We start from the raw sequence: 18,674 nt of genomic DNA on the forward strand, positions 1-18,674 counted from the left end.
CAAAGATATAATAACAAGATAAGCATTTAAAGGAGTCTATATGACAAAAAAAATCACAAAAATAACCACACAAAAACGTGCTGGACGATATAATGTCTTTCTGGATGAAAAATATGCTTTTCCAATTGGGGAAGAAGTTCTTATTTCATTTCATCTTGCTAAAGGGATGGAATTAGATGAGGCATTAATTAAACAAATTGCTGATGCAGATGATCGTTCAAAAGCGTATTCAAAAGCGTTAAACTATTTATCAACGCAAATGCGAACCGTAAAAGAGATTAAGGATTATTTGAAGAAACATGAAATTACGGAAGACGCGATTGAAGAAACAATCGAAAAGTTATATGAATTTAGATTAGTAAATGATCTTGAATATGCTAAAAGTTACGTTAGAACAATGATGCACACGTCGGATAAAGGACCAACAGTCATTCGCCAAAAGTTACGATTAAAAGGTGTTGCAGCTGAAAGTATTGATGAAGCCTTAGAAGAATTTCCAGTTGATGACCAATTAGAAAATGGAATTAAAGTCGCCGAAAAATTAGTTAAGCATTACCACGATCAATCGTTTAGTAATTTAAAGAACAAGGTTCGTCAGGCATTAATGACTAAAGGCTTTAAGTCTGATGACATTTCACAAATAATGGATGCCTTAGAACTTGAAATTGATCCCGAAGCCGAATGGGATGCACTTGTTAAACAAGGGGATAAAGTCTGGAAACGGCAACGTCGCTTGGAAGGTAGTCAGCGCGCCATGAAAGTTAAACAGGGGCTATTTCAAAAAGGGTTTCAGTTTGATGATATTAATGAATATATTGAGCTGAAAGAACAAGATGAGGCGCTTGAATGATAATGTGGGATGACGCAAAAATCACAGCTTTTCAAGAGGCATTGTTAACTTGGTATGATAGTGAAAAAAGGGATCTTCCTTGGCGCAGAGACCATGAACCCTACCATATTTGGGTATCAGAAATTATGCTCCAACAAACACAAGTAAATACGGTTATTCCGTACTATGAACGATTTATGGAATGGTTTCCGAGTGTTGAAAATTTTGCTAATGCGCCAGAAGAACGTATTTTAAAAGCATGGGAAGGACTCGGTTACTATTCAAGAGTTCGAAACATGCAAAAAGCAGCAAAACAAGTTGTTCAAGATTATTCTGGGCAATGGCCGCAAACAGCTAAGGAACTGCAAAATTTAGTTGGAATTGGGCCATATACTGCCGGAGCAATCGCAAGTATTGCTTTTAACGAAGTTGTTCCTGCCGTTGATGGTAATGCTTTTCGTGTATTTTCACGCTTATTTGAGATAGAAGATGATATTGCGAAACCACAGACCCGACTTATTTTTGAAAAAGTCATTCAACAAATTATTTCTAAAGAAAGACCTGGAGACTTTAACCAAGCTGTCATGGATTTGGGTTCAAGTTACATGAGTGCTAAGAATCCAGATTCTGAACATTCTCCAGTTAAGTCGTTTAATCAAGCTTATTTAGATGGTAAAGAACTTGATTATCCAGTGAAATCAAAGAAGCCGCGACCAGTTGAAATGCCCTATATTGCTTTGATAATTGAAACAAAAAAAGGGTATTTATTTGAGAAACGTTCTAGTAAAGGGATGCTCGCAAATTTATTAGCGTTTCCTTTAATTAAGCTGGAAGAACTGGAAGACAAACCAGGAGACGTGTTATTAACGGATGATTTAGTTATAAAATTAGGCCAATGGAGCCAAGATAATTTGAACCATAAGTTGATTTTTTCAGCATTAGAAGGTTCCGTCGTAAAACATACCTTTACCCATCAAAAATGGTTAATTGAATTATTTACCGTGAAAAGTAAATCGTTTGACTTAAGTTATTTTCCTGGCGAATTCATACTTGAAAAAGATTTTGACCAGATTGCAGTTCCTAAAGTACAACAAAAAATTTGGGACAAATATATCAGCCTTTCTTCAAATAAATTTTAGTAAAATAGTTCTTTTTTTGGTATAATATTCATGCAATCGATGTAAAATGCACTACGTGTTTAGAAAGTGGGTTTTGGTAGAGATGAGTAATCAGTCAAAGGAGCCTAAAGAGGGCGACTTCATTACCATAAAGAGTTATAAACACGACGGTAGTTTGCATCGAACATGGCGTGATACGATGGTGTTGAAAACAAGTGAGAATATGATTATTGGGTGTAATGATCATACATTGGTGACCGAAGCAGATGGCCGGCGATGGGTGACCAGAGAACCAGCAATTATCTTTTTTCATAAACACTATTGGTTTAATATTATAGCCATGATACGTGATAACGGCGTTTCTTATTATTGTAATTTGGCTTCACCAGCCACGTTAGATAAGGAAGCTTTGAAATATATAGATTATGATTTAGATGTCAAAGTTTTCCCAGATGGTGAGAAACGGTTATTGGATGTAGATGAATATGCAGAACACGGGAAAAAATGGGAATATTCTGACGATATCGATAAGATATTGAAGTATAACGTCCGAACACTTGTGGACTGGATAGATAACGGGAAAGGGCCATTTTCTAAAGAATATATAGATATCTGGTACAATCGTTACCTCGAACTAGCGGAACGTGAAAATAATAAATAAAAAGGATAATTCTGAATTTTAAGTAGAATTATCCTTTTTATTTACTATTTTAGTGAGGTATTTTCTAATAAATTGAGCAGTATGGTAATATATAGATAGTTTAGCAACGGAATAAAAGGAAAACTAGACGAAATAATATAATTAATGAATGGATGAAAAAATGGCTACTAAAGCGAATATAAAAGATGTTGCAAGTAAGGCAGATGTTTCAATCGCAACTGTATCACGTTTTTTGAATGGTAAAACAGAGCGTATGTCTAAAGAGACAGCATTGAAAGTCCAAAATGTGATTAAAGAATTAAACTATGTCCCTAATGACGCGGCTAGACAGATGATTACAAAAAAAAGTCGAATGATTGCTACAATTGTTTCAGATGTGGATGATTATTTTGCCACAGAAATGTTTAAAGGTATTAGCTCAATTTTAGATGCACAAGGTTATACAGCGGTTTTATTTGATTCCGATTCTAATAAATATAAAGAACAAGGTATCCTTAAAATTATTGGCGAAAAATCGTTTGATGGACTAATCATGCAACCAATACTTAGAAAAGAAGCCGATTTAAGGGATGCGGTTAGACGAGACATGCCCATTGTTATTGTTGATCGTGAACTTTCTGATTCTAGTTTAGCTAATGTTGTTACAAATAACTTTGATATTAGCCAACAAGTAACAAGATATTATCTAAATCAAGGATTTGATCAAGTCATTATCATTACTGGTGAAGTGACAGGTATTTCAACTCGGGAAGAGCGGTATAACGGAATTAATTCGGTCAGTCCAGACACTAAGGTGATTGAGGTTATAGATGGTGATACAAAATTAAATCAAACATATGCTGAACTGAAAAATAGATTAATACGTGATGATAAAAGAACGCTTGTATTTGCGTTGAAGGAACGTTGGTTGCTTTACTTACTACCTAAAATTATCGCTGATGGATTCATGGTCAATCAACGGGTAGCGGTAACGGGATTTTCAGATACTGAAGTCATAAAAGCGATTAATTCAGGAACTTCGTTGATTAATCAAAATCCTTTTTTACTAGGTGCTAGTGCAGCAGAATTATTGTTGAATGAATTAAATGGTGAAACAAATACGAAAAATAAAAAAATAATTATACCTGCTGAATTTAAGTAGATACTAATATGGAAAAGACTTGCTCAAGGGTAAGTCTTTTTTTATTGTCCTTAAAATGTAATTTAAAGTTAAAAAAATAAACAGGCTAGATACCTTACTGGAGTAAACGTTTACCTTGTTTAGAAATATATATTTATATTTAAGACTTGCAATTATGGAATACTGCATATATACTATCCATGTAAACGTTTACCTAACTTGTTAATAGATAATGAATTGGAGGCGCTAAAAATGGATAAAAGAACTTTTTTAGATGTTGATAAATTTGCGTTGGGCTTTGCCTCTACAACTGTAGAGGCTAAGTTTGAGGATGAAAACATGGTGAAAACGGCTAAGAATTACCTTGCAGCCTATTTGACGGCATATTACTTAGCAGAAAATTTTAACGAGATAGAACGAGAAAATTTTGATAATAAAAATGCAGAAAAATTCGAGGACATGAATTTTGAGACATTAATGAATAGGGTAAAGAAACTCAATAAATATTAATATTGGAGGAAAAATGATGACAGTTATTTTAAATACATGGATTTTTGAGAATGATGTAGAAAATGGAATTAAACAGGATGAATTGGTTGATCGCGTTTCAAAATTAAGTGTTGACGGTATCGAAGTTAGACGTGAATATTTTAAAGATTTAGATAGTGAATTACCCAAAGTTGCAAAAAAAGCAAAACAATACGGATTAATTGTTAATTATAGTGTTCCTGATCAAGTTTTTTTAGACAATGGCACGTTAAACCCTAAATTAGTTACTTATTTTCAAGAAGGTTTAATTATGGGAATCAAAAAAATTAAATTTAATATTGGAAATTTTGCGGCATTTACTGGAGATTTAAAGCAGGCTTTTAGTGAATTTCCTTTAGACAAAATAACAATGAATGTTGAAAATGATCAAACTGCATTAAGTGGCAGTGTTAAGGCATTAACGACATTTTTAGAAAGTGCTAAACGACAAAATGTGCCTGTTGGTTATGTTTATGATCTTGGTAATTGGGCTTTTACGAAACAAGATGCTATTCAGAGTGCAGATGAGCTTTCACAATACACGGACTATATCCATTTGAAAAACGTTATTAATAATGCTGGAAACTTAATGACGTCGAAAAATTTAGATGAAGGAATGTTTGATTGGCGAGCTATTTTAGCCCATCTACCAAAAAAAGTGGCTTTCGCTCTTGAATATCCGATGGATAACAAAGCGTTAATTCAATCCCAGATAGTGTTATTAAAAAAAGAAATTGAGGACTAGCTTATGGCAACCCTAATACCGATTTTATTATTAATCACTTTTGTAGGATTTATTATTTATATTTTAAAGGGTGGAAACATCATGGTCGGGTTCTTCGTAATGGCTATTTTATGGTCTATCATTGGACAAATTCCATTCGATAAGGCAGTTCAAAAAGTATTTGCTGAACCAGCATTGAATTATGGACCGACAATTATCTATATTGCATTTGGATCATGGTTCGGAAGGGTTCTTGTTGATAGTGGGATTGCGCCTGCAATTTCAGAAGCAACAAAAAAAGTTGGGAAAAAACGACCATTAATAGCAGCTATTTTAATTGTTTTGGTAACAGCGTTTATTTTTGTAAGCGCATACGGAGTGGGATCTGTGATTGCGATAGGGGTTATCTTATTACCAATCATGTTATCCCTAGGTATTCCAAGAGACATCGCACTTACTGCATTTGTCATGTCAATTGGGGCACCAATGTACATTAATGTTGTTTTATTCAATCAAATTAAAGCATTTTTTCCAAATGCCGTATACGGCGGACAATACTTAATCTTCGGTTGGACAGCAATGACAGTTCAATTAATCGCGGTAATTATTTTCTTAGTTTTACATCGCAAGAAATTTACTCAAGAAAATGTTGATTCAAATCTAAAAATTATTGGTGAGACACAACAAAATTCTGAAAGTCGCCCCATACCAAAAATTGCATTTGTTGCACCAATTATTCCGGTCGTTATGAATATGATTTTCGGCTGGGATGCTATTCCAGGATTAACTTTAGCAACATTGTTTGCGATAGCTGTTACTGGAAATATGAAAGGATATAAAAATTTCGTCGACTTCTTGAATAGTACGATTCAAAAAGCGATTGGTGATATCGCAGGATTGATTATGTTTTTAATGGCGTTAGTGATGTTTGCTGGTGCTGCTCAGTTGAACGCTGTTAGGTTTCAACATGTATTTAGTCTGATATTACCGCATGACCATTTAATCCTTGCTATTGTATTTGGAGTATTAGCACCGCTCGCGTTATTCAGAGGTCCGTTACATGTTTGGGGTGCTGGAGCTGCAACTGCAGCGGTTCTTTCGGGAACCGGGTTGTTCAATGATGCCTTCTTATTACCACTTCTCTATGTGCCTGCGCTTCTTGCTGTTTCAACAGGAATCACGCAATCATGGAATGTTTGGGGCCTTGATTATATGAAAGTTCAATCAAAAGATTTATTAAAAAGAGGTGTTCCAATCATGTGGTTTGTTTCAATTATTAATGAAGTTTTAGTTTATTACTTTTTCGGTTAAAATTAAGAGACATGAAGGGAAGAAAATATAATGAGTGAAGTTATAACAATTGGCGAACCAATCATTACATTTGCCTCAAAAGATATGGATCAAAGCTTATCAGAATCAGTTAATTATGTGAAAATATTAGGTGGCGCAGAATTAAACGTAGCGATCGGAGTTAAACGCTTAGGGCATGATGTTGAATATGTTTCTCGAGTTGGAACAGAACCTTTTGGCCAATACGCGAAGAGTATTATTTCAGGACATGGTGTGGGTATCGATTATATTAGCGAAAGTGAAAATCATTGGACGGGGCATCAATTGAAACAACTCGTATCAACGGGTGACCCAGAGACTTTTAATTACCGTAAAGGGTCAGCTGCAGCTCATTTAACAAGTGATCGAATTGATGCAATAAATTTAGATGATGTTAAAATAGCGCATATGTCTGGTATTTTCCCAGCTATTTCAGATGTGGCCGAAAAAACATTTAGAACGTTATTAACACGCCTTGTGGATAACCAAAAATTCATTACATTTGACCCTAATTTACGACCAACATTGTGGAAAAGTAAAGATTATATGGTTGCGACCGTTAATGAACTGGCAGGTTATGCAGATGTTGTTTTACCAGGTGTTGAAGAAGGAAAAATTCTGATGGGCAGTGATAATCCAGAAGAAATTGCCGACTTTTATTTAAAAGGCAAACGGACAAAAACGGTAATTGTTAAAATAGGTGCAAGTGGTGCATTTATCAAAAATTCAGATGGTAGTATGAAAACGATTAAAGGCTTCAAAGTGGATAAAGTTGTGGATACTGTTGGTGCAGGCGATGGATTTGCATTAGGCGTTATTACAGCATTATTGGAAAACAAATCTATGGAGTCAGCCGTTTTACGAGGAAATGCAGTTGGTGCGCTTCAAGTTCAGACACCAGGTGATAATGATGGCTACCCAACACCTAAAGAACTACAGGATTTTTATAAAAAGGAAGGCGTACAGGAATAATGAAATTACAAGTCGCTATTGATCGCGTTACGTTAGAAGACCTTATGGAGAGCGTCAGCTACTTAGATGGTGTTGTCAATGTCATCGAAGTTGGGACCTCTTTGATTAAAGATTATGGGATAAATGCGTTAAAATCTGTTACGGAAAAAGTTAATCAATCAGAAGTATTATTTGATTTAAAGACAATTGATGAGGGTGTTTATGAATTTGAAAAGGGATTCTCTGCTAACGCGGATACGTTAACGGTTATGGCAAGTTCGTCAATTGATACGATTGAACAAGTTTATGAATTAACGGTTAATCAGAAAAAAAACATTCTGATAGATTTATTGGAAGTAGATGAGACGAAAATTGAAAAATTACAAAAATTTGATGAAGCCATTTTTGGATTACATTACTCACATGATAAGAAAGATCAAGATTTTGATGCCGTAAAAGCGGTGGCTGAATTCCATGCTAAATTTCCAAATATAAAAAAAATCGCGGTTGCCGGTGGTATTGATATTGAACAGGCAAAAAGATTGGCTGTTCAAGGTATCGTGGAAAGAATCATTGTTGGTGGTAAAATAATGAATAATGAGAAACCATTAGATATGGCAAAAAAATTTATGGAGGTTATTAAATGAGTTTACTTGATGAAATAATGGATGAAATTAACGCGGTCATTGCTAAAGTTAGTGATGACCAATTAAATGGTGCTGAGAAGTTAATTACGAAAGATAAAAGAATTTTTATCTTAGGTGCTGGGCGATCTGGGTTAATGGCAAAAGGATTCGCAATGAGATTAATGCATATCGGTTATACGGTCTTTGTAATTGGTGAGACAATTACACCGTCAATTGCAGAAGGGGATGTGCTAGTTTCTGTTTCTGGCTCTGGGACAACTAAGAGTGTACTTGAACCAACTGAAAGTGCTAAGAAAATTGGCGTTAAAGTAGTCGGGCTTACAAGTAACGGCGAGTCTCCTTTAGCGAAAGTATCTAACTCAGTTGTCGTTGTGCCTGGTGCAACAAAAGCTGATAATAGTGTAAAGTCAATCCAATTATTGAGTACGCTATTTGATCAAAGTGTGCATATTGCTCTGGATGCATTAGTGCTGAAGGTAAGTCGTAGAGACAACGTATCAAATGATCAGGCGAAGGCGAGCCATAGTAATTTAGAATAAAAAATAGCAACTATCATTTTTAAAATGGTAGTTGCTATTTTTTAGGATAACTATAGTTACAACAATGGTTGATTAATAACCGGCTGTTGTTGACTTAATTAACTCAGGTGTTCTATTAAATAACATGTAGGCGTAACCGTTAATGATTTGCATCCCTTCAGTTTCTCGTGAAGAATTGATACGGGTATACGAAACATCATTTGTTGTTAAGGCACTGTTATGATTATTATCAACTGTTAATTTCGAAGCGTTAACAGCGACAAAAGCGTCATCTGTTACGAGGTAAACTTTATTTGTTTTTGAACTATAAGCAATTGATTGTGGAGAGTCACCCACCCGGTTGGCTAATTGTCCAACGACTTTTACGGTGACTTTATTGTCGGCATCTATAGATCCCTTCCAAATTCGAATATACTTACCGGCTGAACCAGATCCGCTACCAATCATTGTGTATGAATAGAAGTTATTGTTATCTGCAAAAGTTAAATTATTACTTTGCATAAAATTACCATAACCATCGTTCCATTGCATATTAGTATAGTTATCAGGTGCTAGCGTTGACGAATTGATATGTTGAATAGTTACTGTGTCGGATTCAGTAAGTGATTTTGAGCTTGTATCACGATACATGTAGAGACCTTTATTTGAACCATTTGTTTTATAATCTAAAGATTGACCATGGCCTATTATGAATTCAGGACCGACTTTAATGATAGATTCATATTTTTTGTATGCATTATATTTAGAAACATAGAAATTATATTTACCTTTATAAGTTGAAGCAGGGTAGTTTGCTTTGTAGTAGCTAAGAGATTGCGATTGACGGAGGTAGTAAAAAGCCTGCCATAATTCTCCAAATCCCTTACTATTATTTAGATTTAATGCGTTCATCTTATCAGTATCAAAACGGACAATCTTACCAGTTCCTTTTTTCGAATCAGTTGAGATTGATGCATAAAGGTAGTGACCATTGATAACAAATCCTTGTATATTACCCCAATCACCACTTGATTTATATGAAGCAGTTAAGAAATAATTTGTTTTAAATTGTTTTGAACCAGTTGCATTATAAGTACTACCTGATTTTGTTGTTGCATCAACTGAAGAATAATTAGGCTTTTTTTGATAGAAATTAGTAGCCGCAGTATTTGCTAATTTATTGCCTGTATCTAGGCTACCATCATGCATATCAACAAGAACATCTGTAGCAGGTGTCCAGGCTGCTAAATAGCCACTATAAATCCAACCGAGATCGTTTTTCCCAGTTTTAACATATGAAAATTTAGCGCCATCTTGTGTTCGTGTTTCTGTTTTGGTGATATATAAATCAGTATCGAAGTAATTTTTTGAATAATGTGTTGTTTTATTTCCATAAATAGTGTTTAGTGGTGCGTTATGAATGTTAGAGATGTCAGACGTGATACGATATTTAGTTTTTGATGAAGAAGTTTTGATATCTTTAACGGTTTCGTAATTCGTTAATGCTTTAGTATTCACATAACCATACAAAGTTCCGTCACTATATGTTAGTTTTGAGTAGCTTACATTTGATGCCGTTGTAATTTTTTTGGAAATGTAGAAAGTGGTTGAGTGATAACTAGTACCATAGTGCATAAATGTAGAAGCACCGTGTAATGCTCTTGGATAACTGTAAACATTATAAGCATTTGTTTTAATTCTAACAGGTGTATGGTTACTATCTGATTTATCTGTTTTGGGAGATGCATAAACGGTTGTGGCTTTGGTATTTATATAGCCATACGCTTTTCCAGCACCATTAACTAGCCAAGAATATGATTTTCCATCTGATAATTTAATCGTTTTTGTGATGTAAAAAGTTGTTGAATGATAACTTGAACCATAGTGCATGAACTTTGATTTTGAATTTAAAGTTCGAGGGTAAGCATAAACATTATAAGCTTTCGTTTTAATTCTAACAGGCGCATGTGCAATGTATTTTGAAGATGATAGTTTAACTTTTGCTGAGACAGAGCTAGATGTACTGTGACTGGCTATCCCTAAGCCAAGTGCTGTAAACAGTAATGTGATCCCAATGAATTTACTGATTTTCATAATTTAGAACTCCCCTATAAAATATATTTTGTGCCTTCTAATTATACATGAATATGACTGATAGGCCAATTCATTATTTGAATGGAACGGGGTTATTAATACTGATCAAAAAGTTATGGAACAGTTAAATACCATGGAATGTAATATAAAAAAAATATATTATTATAAATAGGAATGATATAATTATTAGATATTTGGACAAAAGAATTGTTAAGGAGAATACAATTAATAATGACAAAAAATAATGGATTACTCTCAGTTGTTATTTTGGGATACAATGTTGAAGAGTTCATTGAAGAAAGTATTGAATCAGTTCTTAACCAAAGTTATGAACAATTAGAAATTATTTTAGTTGATGATGGATCAGTTGATGGGACTGCCGAAATTATGGATCGGTATGTATCACTTTTTGACAATATTAAAGCAATTCACAAAGAAAATGCTGGACCTAGTGCTGCTAGAAATGCAGGAATTGAAGCCGCTACCGGAGAATATATTGCCTTCGTAGATGGGGATGATTTATTACCAGTTGACGCATACAGTCTTTTGATGGGGTCGGTAAAGATGACTGATTCAGACTTGGCAACTGGTGCAGTTAAACGATTTAATTCTAAACGTAGTTCACGTTCTTACATTCATAAATTTGCTATTAAAGATACTGTTTATGAAACATCAATTGCAGAACACCCAGAATTAGTTTATGACACAACTTCATGGAATAAAGTTTATCGATTAAATTTGTTTATCGACAATAATTTGCGCTACCCTGTGGGAATGTTATATGAAGATATTCCTGTGATGATGGCAGCTCATTTATTGGCTAACCATATTGATATTATTACTGATATTGTATACGAATGGCGTTGGCGTGAAGGTGATAGCAAATCTATCACTCAAAGTCGAGGTAATGATATTCAACATTATAAAGACCGATTGGAAATGCTAGAGTTAACGCGTTCATACATGAAAAAATATGGGGCAACTCAAAATGTTATGGATGCATTTGATCTGAAATTATTAACAACTGATATTCCGCTATCAATGCAAGATATTCGAGAATCGGAAGAAGATTACATATTAGAATTTCAAAAAATTACAGTCCTACTTATTAGAACGATTAATCCAGAATTATTTAAGCAATTATCAATTAAAAATCAAATTCAATATGCTGCTGTGTTACAGGGGAATATTAAAGACTTAAAAAAATATAGTTATCGTCGTAGAAATATTGGAAAAATTGTTGAAAAAAATAATCGCTATCAATATGAAGATCCGGCTATCTCTTTAGATGTTGCTAAAGCGGTTGATGTGGGACAATCACAAAAATTCGAACAACGAATCTTAAATGTTTTTTCTGATGAAATGACAAGTGAGATAGTTATTAAGGGTTGGTTGCAACTCAATCAATTGAAAGTTACAAAAAAATTAGACGAAAAATTTACGGTTAATTTGATTAACATTATAAATGGGAAAGAAATGCCAATTACGTTTGAACGAGAAACCGTCAAGCGTCGTCGTCATTTATTTAAGCACCGTAACTATCGTTATTTTAGAATGTCATTTGATCAACAAGAGGCATACAAAATATTAGGAAACGGCATTTGGAAAATACAAGTTAATTATCAAGTTAAAAATATTAATGTGACGGAATTTTTAGCTAATCCTAAGCGTAAATTTATAAGTAATATTTTTTCTGGTAATGATTATCAAATTAAAACTGATTTTAGTTTTGACTGGGCATTAGCTTTTAATGCGATGACTTTGACAGCAAATGAAATAAAGACGGAAAAAAATGTTCAAGCTAATCTAATTCAAGATATTAGTGTGAATGATAGTAAATTAGTGGTCTCTACATGGTTAAATAATCCTGAAAGTACGAAGTTAATTGTTACTGAAAATAGTGATGATGAAATTGCGCCTCAAATTAGTGGACAAAAAATAAATGTTAGTGAACATCAAGTGAAATTTGAATTCTCAATAACTGAAGTAGCCGAGTTAAGTTCTGTAACACAAAAAAGACTCCAGTTAATTGATGAAAAAGAATTGAAATTAAGCTATGAGTTTGAACATGTTGATAAACCGCAAGAATATGAAATAGCACAATATAGTTTACTCGTTCAAAAGAATATGAAGGAAATGATTGGACTAAATATCGCACCACATTTTTCAAAACTAATGGATGTCCAGTGGTTAGATAATAGTCGGCTACGATTAATCGCTGAAAATACATTGTTTCAAAGTTCAGCAGAAAAAATTGTTTTACGTGTAATCGATCAAGAGGAACAATATAAATATCAATTTAATGACGTTACTGTCGATGATAACGGTCAAATAATCGTTAATTTGAATTTAATTAATGAACAACAAGACAGTTTCATTAAGGCAGCAAAATATAATCTTTATCTTGATTTTTATAGTGCTGACCAAGTTGTTCGTTCGCAAATTACAACTGAACCAGAACGTGTAGAAACGCTAGAAAGTCGTACAAATCATTTAGCAAGAACATCATTATACGAAACAAAAAACAATTTTTTGGTTTTAAACCAAAAATTATCGTGGGATAAGCAGGACGCAACCAAACGAAAACGGGCAATTAACTTCTCACTATATTACCCGCTACAACGTTTATTACCTTTAAAGAAGAAAACGATTGTCTTTGATAGTTATTGGGGCGCTTATTTCAATGGTAATGAAAAAGCCATTTATGATTATGTCCAAGAAAACATGCCAGATTATGAATGTGTCTGGTTATTCAAGGATCCGAATACAACAATAACCGGCAATGGTAAACGAGTTCGCTACTTCAGTAAAAAGTATTGGTATTACATGGCGCGAGCTAAGTATTTTATTGAAAATACTAACCTCCCTAACCAATATGCAAAACGAAAAGGACAAGTTGAAGTTCAATCGTTACATGGAACCTTCATGAAAACGATGGGATTTGATGAACCTTATTTCAAAGATGGTTCAAAAGGACGTCAGAATAATTTCATGAAACGAATTAAGCGTTGGGATTATCTTGTTTCACCTTCGCCATATATGGATGAAACAGCTAGTCACGCATTTAATTTTGAAAAAGAGGTTGTTCACTCTGGCTTCCCAAGAAATGATGTACTTTATAAAAAGAATAATGAAACTGATATCCTTAAAATTAAAGAATCTATTGGCATGCCATTGGATAAAAAGGTCGTATTATATGCACCAACCTACCGAAATAAAGACGGATTTGATTTTGAGTTAGATATTAAACAAATGCAAGCTAAATTGAGTGACGAATATGTGTTATTGGTAAGGCTACATTATTTCGTTGCCAATAAAATTGATCTAACTGAATTTGAAGGATTTACTTTTGATGTGTCTAATTATCCAACAGTTGAAGATTTATATTTAATTGCGGATACGTTAATTACTGATTATAGTTCAGTAATGTTTGATTACGCACATCTTAAACGACCAATGATTTTCTTTGCATATGATTTAAAAGATTATACAGAAGATACACGAGGTGTTTATCTCGATTATAATGGTACGGTTCCAGGACCAATTGTGGATACAACGGCAAAAATAATTGACGAATTAAGCGATTTTAATCATCTACAGACAACCTACGCGCAACAATTGATTGAATTTTATGATAAATTTTGTACGTATGGTCGTCAAGGGGATGCTTCAAAGCAAGTTTTTGAAGCAATGATTAGCGATCACTTATTACCACAAGAACCAAGCGTTCAAGTAATTAGAAATAAAATTAAAAAGATCGTTAAGTTTAATAAATGGTATCCAAAAGCATTTGGTATTATCGGTAAAATGTCAAAGAAAGATATTATTATATTTGAAAGTTTCTTTGGTCGTAAATATAGTGATAATCCAAAAGCTATCTATGAATACATGAAAGACCGTTACCCTAAATATAAGATGTACTGGAATGTGAACCAGGATTATGTTGCTTATTTTAAAGAAAATCATATTCCCTATGTGACACGATTCTCATTTAAAGGTATTTTCAAACAAGCTCGAGCAAAATATTGGTTTACGAATGTTCGTCGACCATTATGGTGGGTTAAACCTGAAGGTACAACAATTGTTCAGACATGGCATGGTACGCCATTAAAAACGATTGGTGTTGACGTAAATACAGGGTCAATGCCTGGCGTTGATGCTGCTAAATATCATAGCCAAGTTACAAAAGATTCTGATCGTTGGGATTATTCTGTTACGCCAAATGAATATTCGTCAGATATTTTCAGACGTGCATTCCGTTTGAACCGTAACCAAATGATTAATTCTGGCTATCCTAGAAATGATATTTTAACGAATTATACACAGACAGATATCAATCGTATTAAAGCAAGTTTAGAAATTAATCCAAACAAAAAAGTTATTCTATATGCACCTACTTGGAGAGATAATGAATACGTTAAAGCTGATTATTTCACGGCTAAGTTACATCTTGATTTAGATAAGATGAAAGCAGAACTTGGCGATGATATTATCGTTCTTGTTAGAACGCATTATTTAATTGCTAACTCATTAGATTTAACTGATTATGAAGGCTTTGCGCTGAACGTTGCTGATTATGAAGATATTAATGATTTATATCTTATTAGTGATCTGTTGATTACAGATTATTCATCTGTTTTCTTTGATTTTGCAGCGTTAAAACGTCCTATTATTTTCTTTGCATATGATTTAGATGAGTATGCAAATGATATTCGTGGTTTTTACTTTGACTACGAAAAAGAAGTACCAGGACCAATCGTTAAGGATACAGATGCTGTCATTACTGAGATTAAACGAGCATTTGCAACGGATGAACGCCATCACAATTATGATCAATTTGTAGCGACTTATAATGCTTGGGATGATGGACATGCAACTGAACGGTTAGTTGATTTTGTCATGAATGGACGCGTTTATGAAGCTCAAGAAACAGTAGTTGAAGAAACGACCGTCCATGTTCAAGATGGTGCTGAAGTTTGGTCAAAGGTTTATGGATCTAAAAATTATAAATTTGTAAAAAATATTGATGCCAGAGTTACAAATGAAGGTATCGTGAATAAAACGGGTTATTTAATTGATCCTATTCAAAAAAATAAAGTCGGTTCGACATTACTGTTTATCACGATGAGTGATGGGACAACCGGTTGGATTGATAAAAGTGAAGTAATCAATTAAGCAGTTTAAAGACGCCATTTGGCGTCTTTTTTTTGAATTAATTTATCGTTCAATAATGAGGATAAGTGAAACGCTATAATTGTTAGACAGGTTACGGTATAATGAAATTACTATACATAAATTAAAGGAGAACCATATCGATGCTTGATAGATTAAAAAAGTCTAAATTGATGTTTTGGTCACTTGAATTATTAATCGTTGCCTCGTTAATTTGGATGTGTACAAAAATAAGTTTTATTTTTAGTCCAATAGGAACGTTTATTTCCACATTATTTATTCCGATTATTATATCTGGGTTTTTATTTTATTTATTTAATCCGGTCGTTAAATTTTTAATGAAAATAAAAATCAAAAAATTCAAATTTTCTCGAACGTTGTCAGTTGCCATTCTATTTGTATTCCTAGCAATTCTTTTAGTTGCCTTAATAGGGTACCTGATTCCGAGAGTAGTCAGTCAGCTAAGTCAATTGGTGGTTAACCTACCAGATTATGCAAATGCAGTTAGTGAGTCGTCAAAAGATACGTTTAATCATTTAAATAAATATGCTTGGTTTAAAGAAATTGATTTTACTAGCTATTTAAACCAGTTTGAAAATTCTATTGGGACCTACTTCAAATCAATTGCAACCAATTTGACGAACTCGATAGGATCAATGATTGGGGTTGTAACGAGTGTGACAGTTGTTGCACTGACAGTACCTGTGATGTTGTTCTATATGTTAAAAGATGGTCAAAAACTAGTCCCAACGCTTAAAAAACTTGTTCCAGAAAAACATGGGGATGAGCTCGTTGAGTTACTTGACCGCATGGGTGATACAATTTCAGCGTACATTGGTGGACAAGCTATTGAATGTATTTTCGTTGGGGTATTTACCGCTATTGGTTATTCAATTATTGGTATGCCGTATATTTTGTTACTAGGAGTTGTGGCTGGCCTTGCTAATATTATTCCTTATATTGGACCCTATATTGGTATTTTCCCAGCACTGATTATTGCGGTAACACAGTCTACTCAAATGGTTATTTTTGTCGTGATTGTTGTGTTAATTGTCCAACAAATTGATGGTAATTTTGTCTATCCTAATGTTATAGGCAAATCATTAAATATACATCCATTGACGATTATTGTATTATTACTAGTAGCTGGTAACATTGCTGGGCTTCTAGGAATGATTTTAGGAATTCCCTTATATGCTGTTGTAAAAGTTGTTATTAAATACTTTTACGATATTAGACAATTGCAGGAAAAATAAGACAGTCATAACAGTTTATGATAAAATAAATTATTATTGATAACGACGGAGGAGCAAAAACATGAAAAAAATAATTACTTATGGAACATTCGATTTATTACACAAGGGTCATGTACGTATTTTACAACGCGCTAAAGCAATGGGCGACCATTTAACAGTTTGTATTTCAACAGATGAATTTAACGCAATTAAAGGGAAAAAGGCTTACACATCATATGAAGATCGTAAGTTCATTTTAGAAGCAATTAAGTACGTAGATGAAGTGATTCCAGAAACTGAATGGGACCAAAAAATTAGTGACGTCGTCGATAATCAGATTGATACATTTGTGATGGGTGATGATTGGGCAGGTAAGTTTGACTTTTTAAGCGATTACTGTGAAGTTATTTACTTACCAAGAACAGATGGTATTTCAACAACAAAAATTAAAAAAGATTTAGGGATGAACTTGTAAAATATTTTATTATTTTATCTTTTGTAGTAAGGAGAACAAAATAATGAATGAAATTAAAAAAATAGTCCAAAAAGTGGTTAAGCGGATTGGTCGCCAAATTTTAATAACGTTAAATGATTTTACAATTAAATTTTCAATTAAAAAACACCAAGTTGTCTTTGAAAGCTTTAATGGGCGCGATGTTAACGATAACCCGATGGCCATTTACAAGCAGACTAGACGAGATCTTGGTGAAGAAAATGCGAAGCTTTTATATTTTAGCGTTAAACCAAGCATGTACACTAAATTAAAAGAACAATATCCGGAAATTAATTTAATTAAACGCTTTGGATTTTCTTGGACTATCAAAATGGCGAGGGCTGAATTTTGGGTCTTTAATTCAAGATTACCTATTTGGTGGAAAAAGAATCCGAAGACTACATATATACAAACATGGCACGGGACACCGTTGAAACATTTAGGAATGGATATTGAAAATGTTTCAATGCCAGGTACAACGACAGCGTTATACCATGCTAATTTTAAAGTGGAAACAGCACGTTGGGATTATTTAATAGCGCCTAATCATTATTCAAAGCAAATTTTTGAAAGTGCATTTGCTTTTAAAAATAAATCCTTGGATATTGGATACCCAAGGAATGACATTTTATATGCGGATAATAATGAAAAAGATATTAGAGCTTTAAAGAAAACGTATCTTGGTAATGAAGATGCTAAAGTGGTTCTTTATGCGCCAACATGGCGTGATGATAGCTTTTATACTCAGGGTGTTTATAAATTCGAAATGGCTTTTTCATTCGAATCATTCTTTCAACATGTATCAGACGATACTATTTTAATTATGCGGCCTCATTATTTAGTTAAGAATAGTATTAATATCGAAGGATTTGAAGATCGTGTTAAAATAATGGCAGATGAAAATATTACTGAATTATATTTAATGAGTGATATGATGATTACGGATTATTCGTCAGTGATGTTTGATTTTGCTAATTTGAATCGACCAATGATGTTTTATTGTTATGATTTAGAACATTATCGGGATGAACTACGCGGCTTTTATATCAACTTTGAGATGGAAGCGCCAGGACCAATCGTAGAAAAAGAACCAGATTTCTATAAACAATTGGATGTCTATACGCAAAATGGTGATTATCCTGGTTACGAAAAACAATTTAAAGATTTTCAAAATAAATTTATTGAATGGGATAATGGAAAAGCTTCTCAAAAAGTTTCTGACATTATCTTAGGTAAGTAAGCATATTCTCCTTTT

Annotated in this window: 15 protein-coding genes; 14 read left to right on the forward strand and 1 reads right to left on the reverse strand. The window is 33.5% G+C overall.

All coding sequences use genetic code 11. The features are described 5' to 3' along the window. The first annotated feature begins 40 nt into the window (after positions 1–40). The 10 genes from recX to hxlB all read left to right on the forward strand — a co-directional run bounded on the left by recX (position 41) and on the right by hxlB (position 8,446). On the forward strand, positions 41–850 hold the full coding sequence (gene recX, locus AC1RPJ_RS04465; protein ID WP_481761521.1) for a recombination regulator RecX: 810 nt from the start codon (positions 41–43) through the stop codon (positions 848–850). After that, positions 847–1,968: an A/G-specific adenine glycosylase gene (gene mutY / locus AC1RPJ_RS04470; protein WP_481761520.1), complete on the forward strand. Its 1,122-nt coding sequence runs from the start codon at positions 847–849 to the stop codon at positions 1,966–1,968. Before recX ends, mutY begins: the two co-directional genes overlap by 4 nt. An 82-nt stretch (positions 1,969–2,050) precedes the next feature. Further along, positions 2,051–2,608: a nucleoside tri-diphosphate phosphatase gene (gene ntdP / locus AC1RPJ_RS04475; protein WP_481761519.1), complete on the forward strand. Its 558-nt coding sequence runs from the start codon at positions 2,051–2,053 to the stop codon at positions 2,606–2,608. Positions 2,609–2,768: 160 nt separating this feature from the next. After that, positions 2,769–3,749: a LacI family DNA-binding transcriptional regulator gene (locus tag AC1RPJ_RS04480; RefSeq protein ID WP_481762409.1), complete on the forward strand. Its 981-nt coding sequence runs from the start codon at positions 2,769–2,771 to the stop codon at positions 3,747–3,749. A gap of 231 nt (positions 3,750–3,980) precedes the next feature. Then, entirely contained in the window at positions 3,981–4,238 is a 258-nt protein-coding gene (locus tag AC1RPJ_RS04485) for a hypothetical protein (RefSeq protein ID WP_481761517.1), read from the forward strand. A gap of 16 nt (positions 4,239–4,254) precedes the next feature. After that, positions 4,255–5,001: a sugar phosphate isomerase/epimerase family protein gene (locus AC1RPJ_RS04490; protein ID WP_481761628.1), complete on the forward strand. Its 747-nt coding sequence runs from the start codon at positions 4,255–4,257 to the stop codon at positions 4,999–5,001. 3 nt (positions 5,002–5,004) lie between these two features. Continuing rightward, positions 5,005–6,291 (forward strand): gluconate:proton symporter, encoded by a 1,287-nt coding sequence (locus AC1RPJ_RS04495; protein ID WP_481761516.1) that lies wholly within the window; start codon positions 5,005–5,007, stop codon positions 6,289–6,291. A 30-nt stretch (positions 6,292–6,321) separates the two neighbouring features. Next, positions 6,322–7,281 (forward strand): sugar kinase, encoded by a 960-nt coding sequence (locus AC1RPJ_RS04500; RefSeq protein ID WP_481761515.1) that lies wholly within the window; start codon positions 6,322–6,324, stop codon positions 7,279–7,281. After that, positions 7,281–7,907, forward strand: a complete 627-nt coding sequence (locus tag AC1RPJ_RS04505; RefSeq protein WP_481761514.1) for an orotidine 5'-phosphate decarboxylase / HUMPS family protein — start codon at positions 7,281–7,283, stop codon at positions 7,905–7,907. The genes AC1RPJ_RS04500 and AC1RPJ_RS04505 overlap by 1 nt, the downstream gene beginning before the upstream one ends. Continuing rightward, positions 7,904–8,446: a 6-phospho-3-hexuloisomerase gene (hxlB, locus tag AC1RPJ_RS04510; RefSeq protein ID WP_481761513.1), complete on the forward strand. Its 543-nt coding sequence runs from the start codon at positions 7,904–7,906 to the stop codon at positions 8,444–8,446. Before AC1RPJ_RS04505 ends, hxlB begins: the two co-directional genes overlap by 4 nt. Before the next feature lie 72 nt (positions 8,447–8,518). Here hxlB and AC1RPJ_RS04515 read toward each other — a convergent pair whose 3' ends face one another. After that, a complete protein-coding gene (locus tag AC1RPJ_RS04515) occupies positions 8,519–10,519 on the reverse strand; it encodes a hypothetical protein (protein ID WP_481761512.1) in 2,001 nt (666 codons plus the stop codon). Between the two features lie 231 nt (positions 10,520–10,750). Between AC1RPJ_RS04515 and AC1RPJ_RS04520 the strand changes: the two genes are divergently transcribed. The 4 genes from AC1RPJ_RS04520 (at position 10,751) to AC1RPJ_RS04535 (ending at position 18,659) form a co-directional block, all read left to right on the forward strand. Further along, positions 10,751–15,694, forward strand: a complete 4,944-nt coding sequence (locus AC1RPJ_RS04520; protein ID WP_481761511.1) for a CDP-glycerol glycerophosphotransferase family protein — start codon at positions 10,751–10,753, stop codon at positions 15,692–15,694. Between the two features lie 140 nt (positions 15,695–15,834). Further along, the gene (locus tag AC1RPJ_RS04525; protein ID WP_481761510.1) at positions 15,835–16,947 is read left to right on the forward strand and encodes an AI-2E family transporter; all 1,113 of its coding nucleotides are present in this window, start codon (positions 15,835–15,837) and stop codon (positions 16,945–16,947) included. A gap of 61 nt (positions 16,948–17,008) precedes the next feature. Then, complete coding sequence (tagD, locus tag AC1RPJ_RS04530) at positions 17,009–17,401, forward strand: glycerol-3-phosphate cytidylyltransferase (protein WP_481761509.1); 393 nt, start codon at positions 17,009–17,011, stop codon at positions 17,399–17,401. A gap of 52 nt (positions 17,402–17,453) precedes the next feature. Next, on the forward strand, positions 17,454–18,659 hold the full coding sequence (locus AC1RPJ_RS04535; protein ID WP_481761627.1) for a CDP-glycerol glycerophosphotransferase family protein: 1,206 nt from the start codon (positions 17,454–17,456) through the stop codon (positions 18,657–18,659). Positions 18,660–18,674: the final 15 nt, after the last annotated feature.

Source organism: Dellaglioa sp. CoH-57-MRSF-17 (genome assembly GCF_056782015.1).

Bases quoted from the DNA above. Each gene is read 5' to 3' on its own strand.
- recX (WP_481761521.1), top strand. From the start codon at position 41: ATGACAAAAAAAATCACAAAAATAACCACACAAAAACGTGCTGGACGA.
- mutY (WP_481761520.1), top strand. From the start codon at position 847: ATGATAATGTGGGATGACGCAAAAATCACAGCTTTTCAAGAGGCATTG.
- ntdP (WP_481761519.1), top strand. From the start codon at position 2,051: ATGAGTAATCAGTCAAAGGAGCCTAAAGAGGGCGACTTCATTACCATA.
- AC1RPJ_RS04480 (WP_481762409.1), top strand. From the start codon at position 2,769: ATGGCTACTAAAGCGAATATAAAAGATGTTGCAAGTAAGGCAGATGTT.
- AC1RPJ_RS04485 (WP_481761517.1), top strand. From the start codon at position 3,981: ATGGATAAAAGAACTTTTTTAGATGTTGATAAATTTGCGTTGGGCTTT.
- AC1RPJ_RS04490 (WP_481761628.1), top strand. From the start codon at position 4,255: ATGACAGTTATTTTAAATACATGGATTTTTGAGAATGATGTAGAAAAT.
- AC1RPJ_RS04495 (WP_481761516.1), top strand. From the start codon at position 5,005: ATGGCAACCCTAATACCGATTTTATTATTAATCACTTTTGTAGGATTT.
- AC1RPJ_RS04500 (WP_481761515.1), top strand. From the start codon at position 6,322: ATGAGTGAAGTTATAACAATTGGCGAACCAATCATTACATTTGCCTCA.
- AC1RPJ_RS04505 (WP_481761514.1), top strand. From the start codon at position 7,281: ATGAAATTACAAGTCGCTATTGATCGCGTTACGTTAGAAGACCTTATG.
- hxlB (WP_481761513.1), top strand. From the start codon at position 7,904: ATGAGTTTACTTGATGAAATAATGGATGAAATTAACGCGGTCATTGCT.
- AC1RPJ_RS04515 (WP_481761512.1), bottom strand. From the start codon at position 10,519: ATGAAAATCAGTAAATTCATTGGGATCACATTACTGTTTACAGCACTT.
- AC1RPJ_RS04520 (WP_481761511.1), top strand. From the start codon at position 10,751: ATGACAAAAAATAATGGATTACTCTCAGTTGTTATTTTGGGATACAAT.
- AC1RPJ_RS04525 (WP_481761510.1), top strand. From the start codon at position 15,835: ATGCTTGATAGATTAAAAAAGTCTAAATTGATGTTTTGGTCACTTGAA.
- tagD (WP_481761509.1), top strand. From the start codon at position 17,009: ATGAAAAAAATAATTACTTATGGAACATTCGATTTATTACACAAGGGT.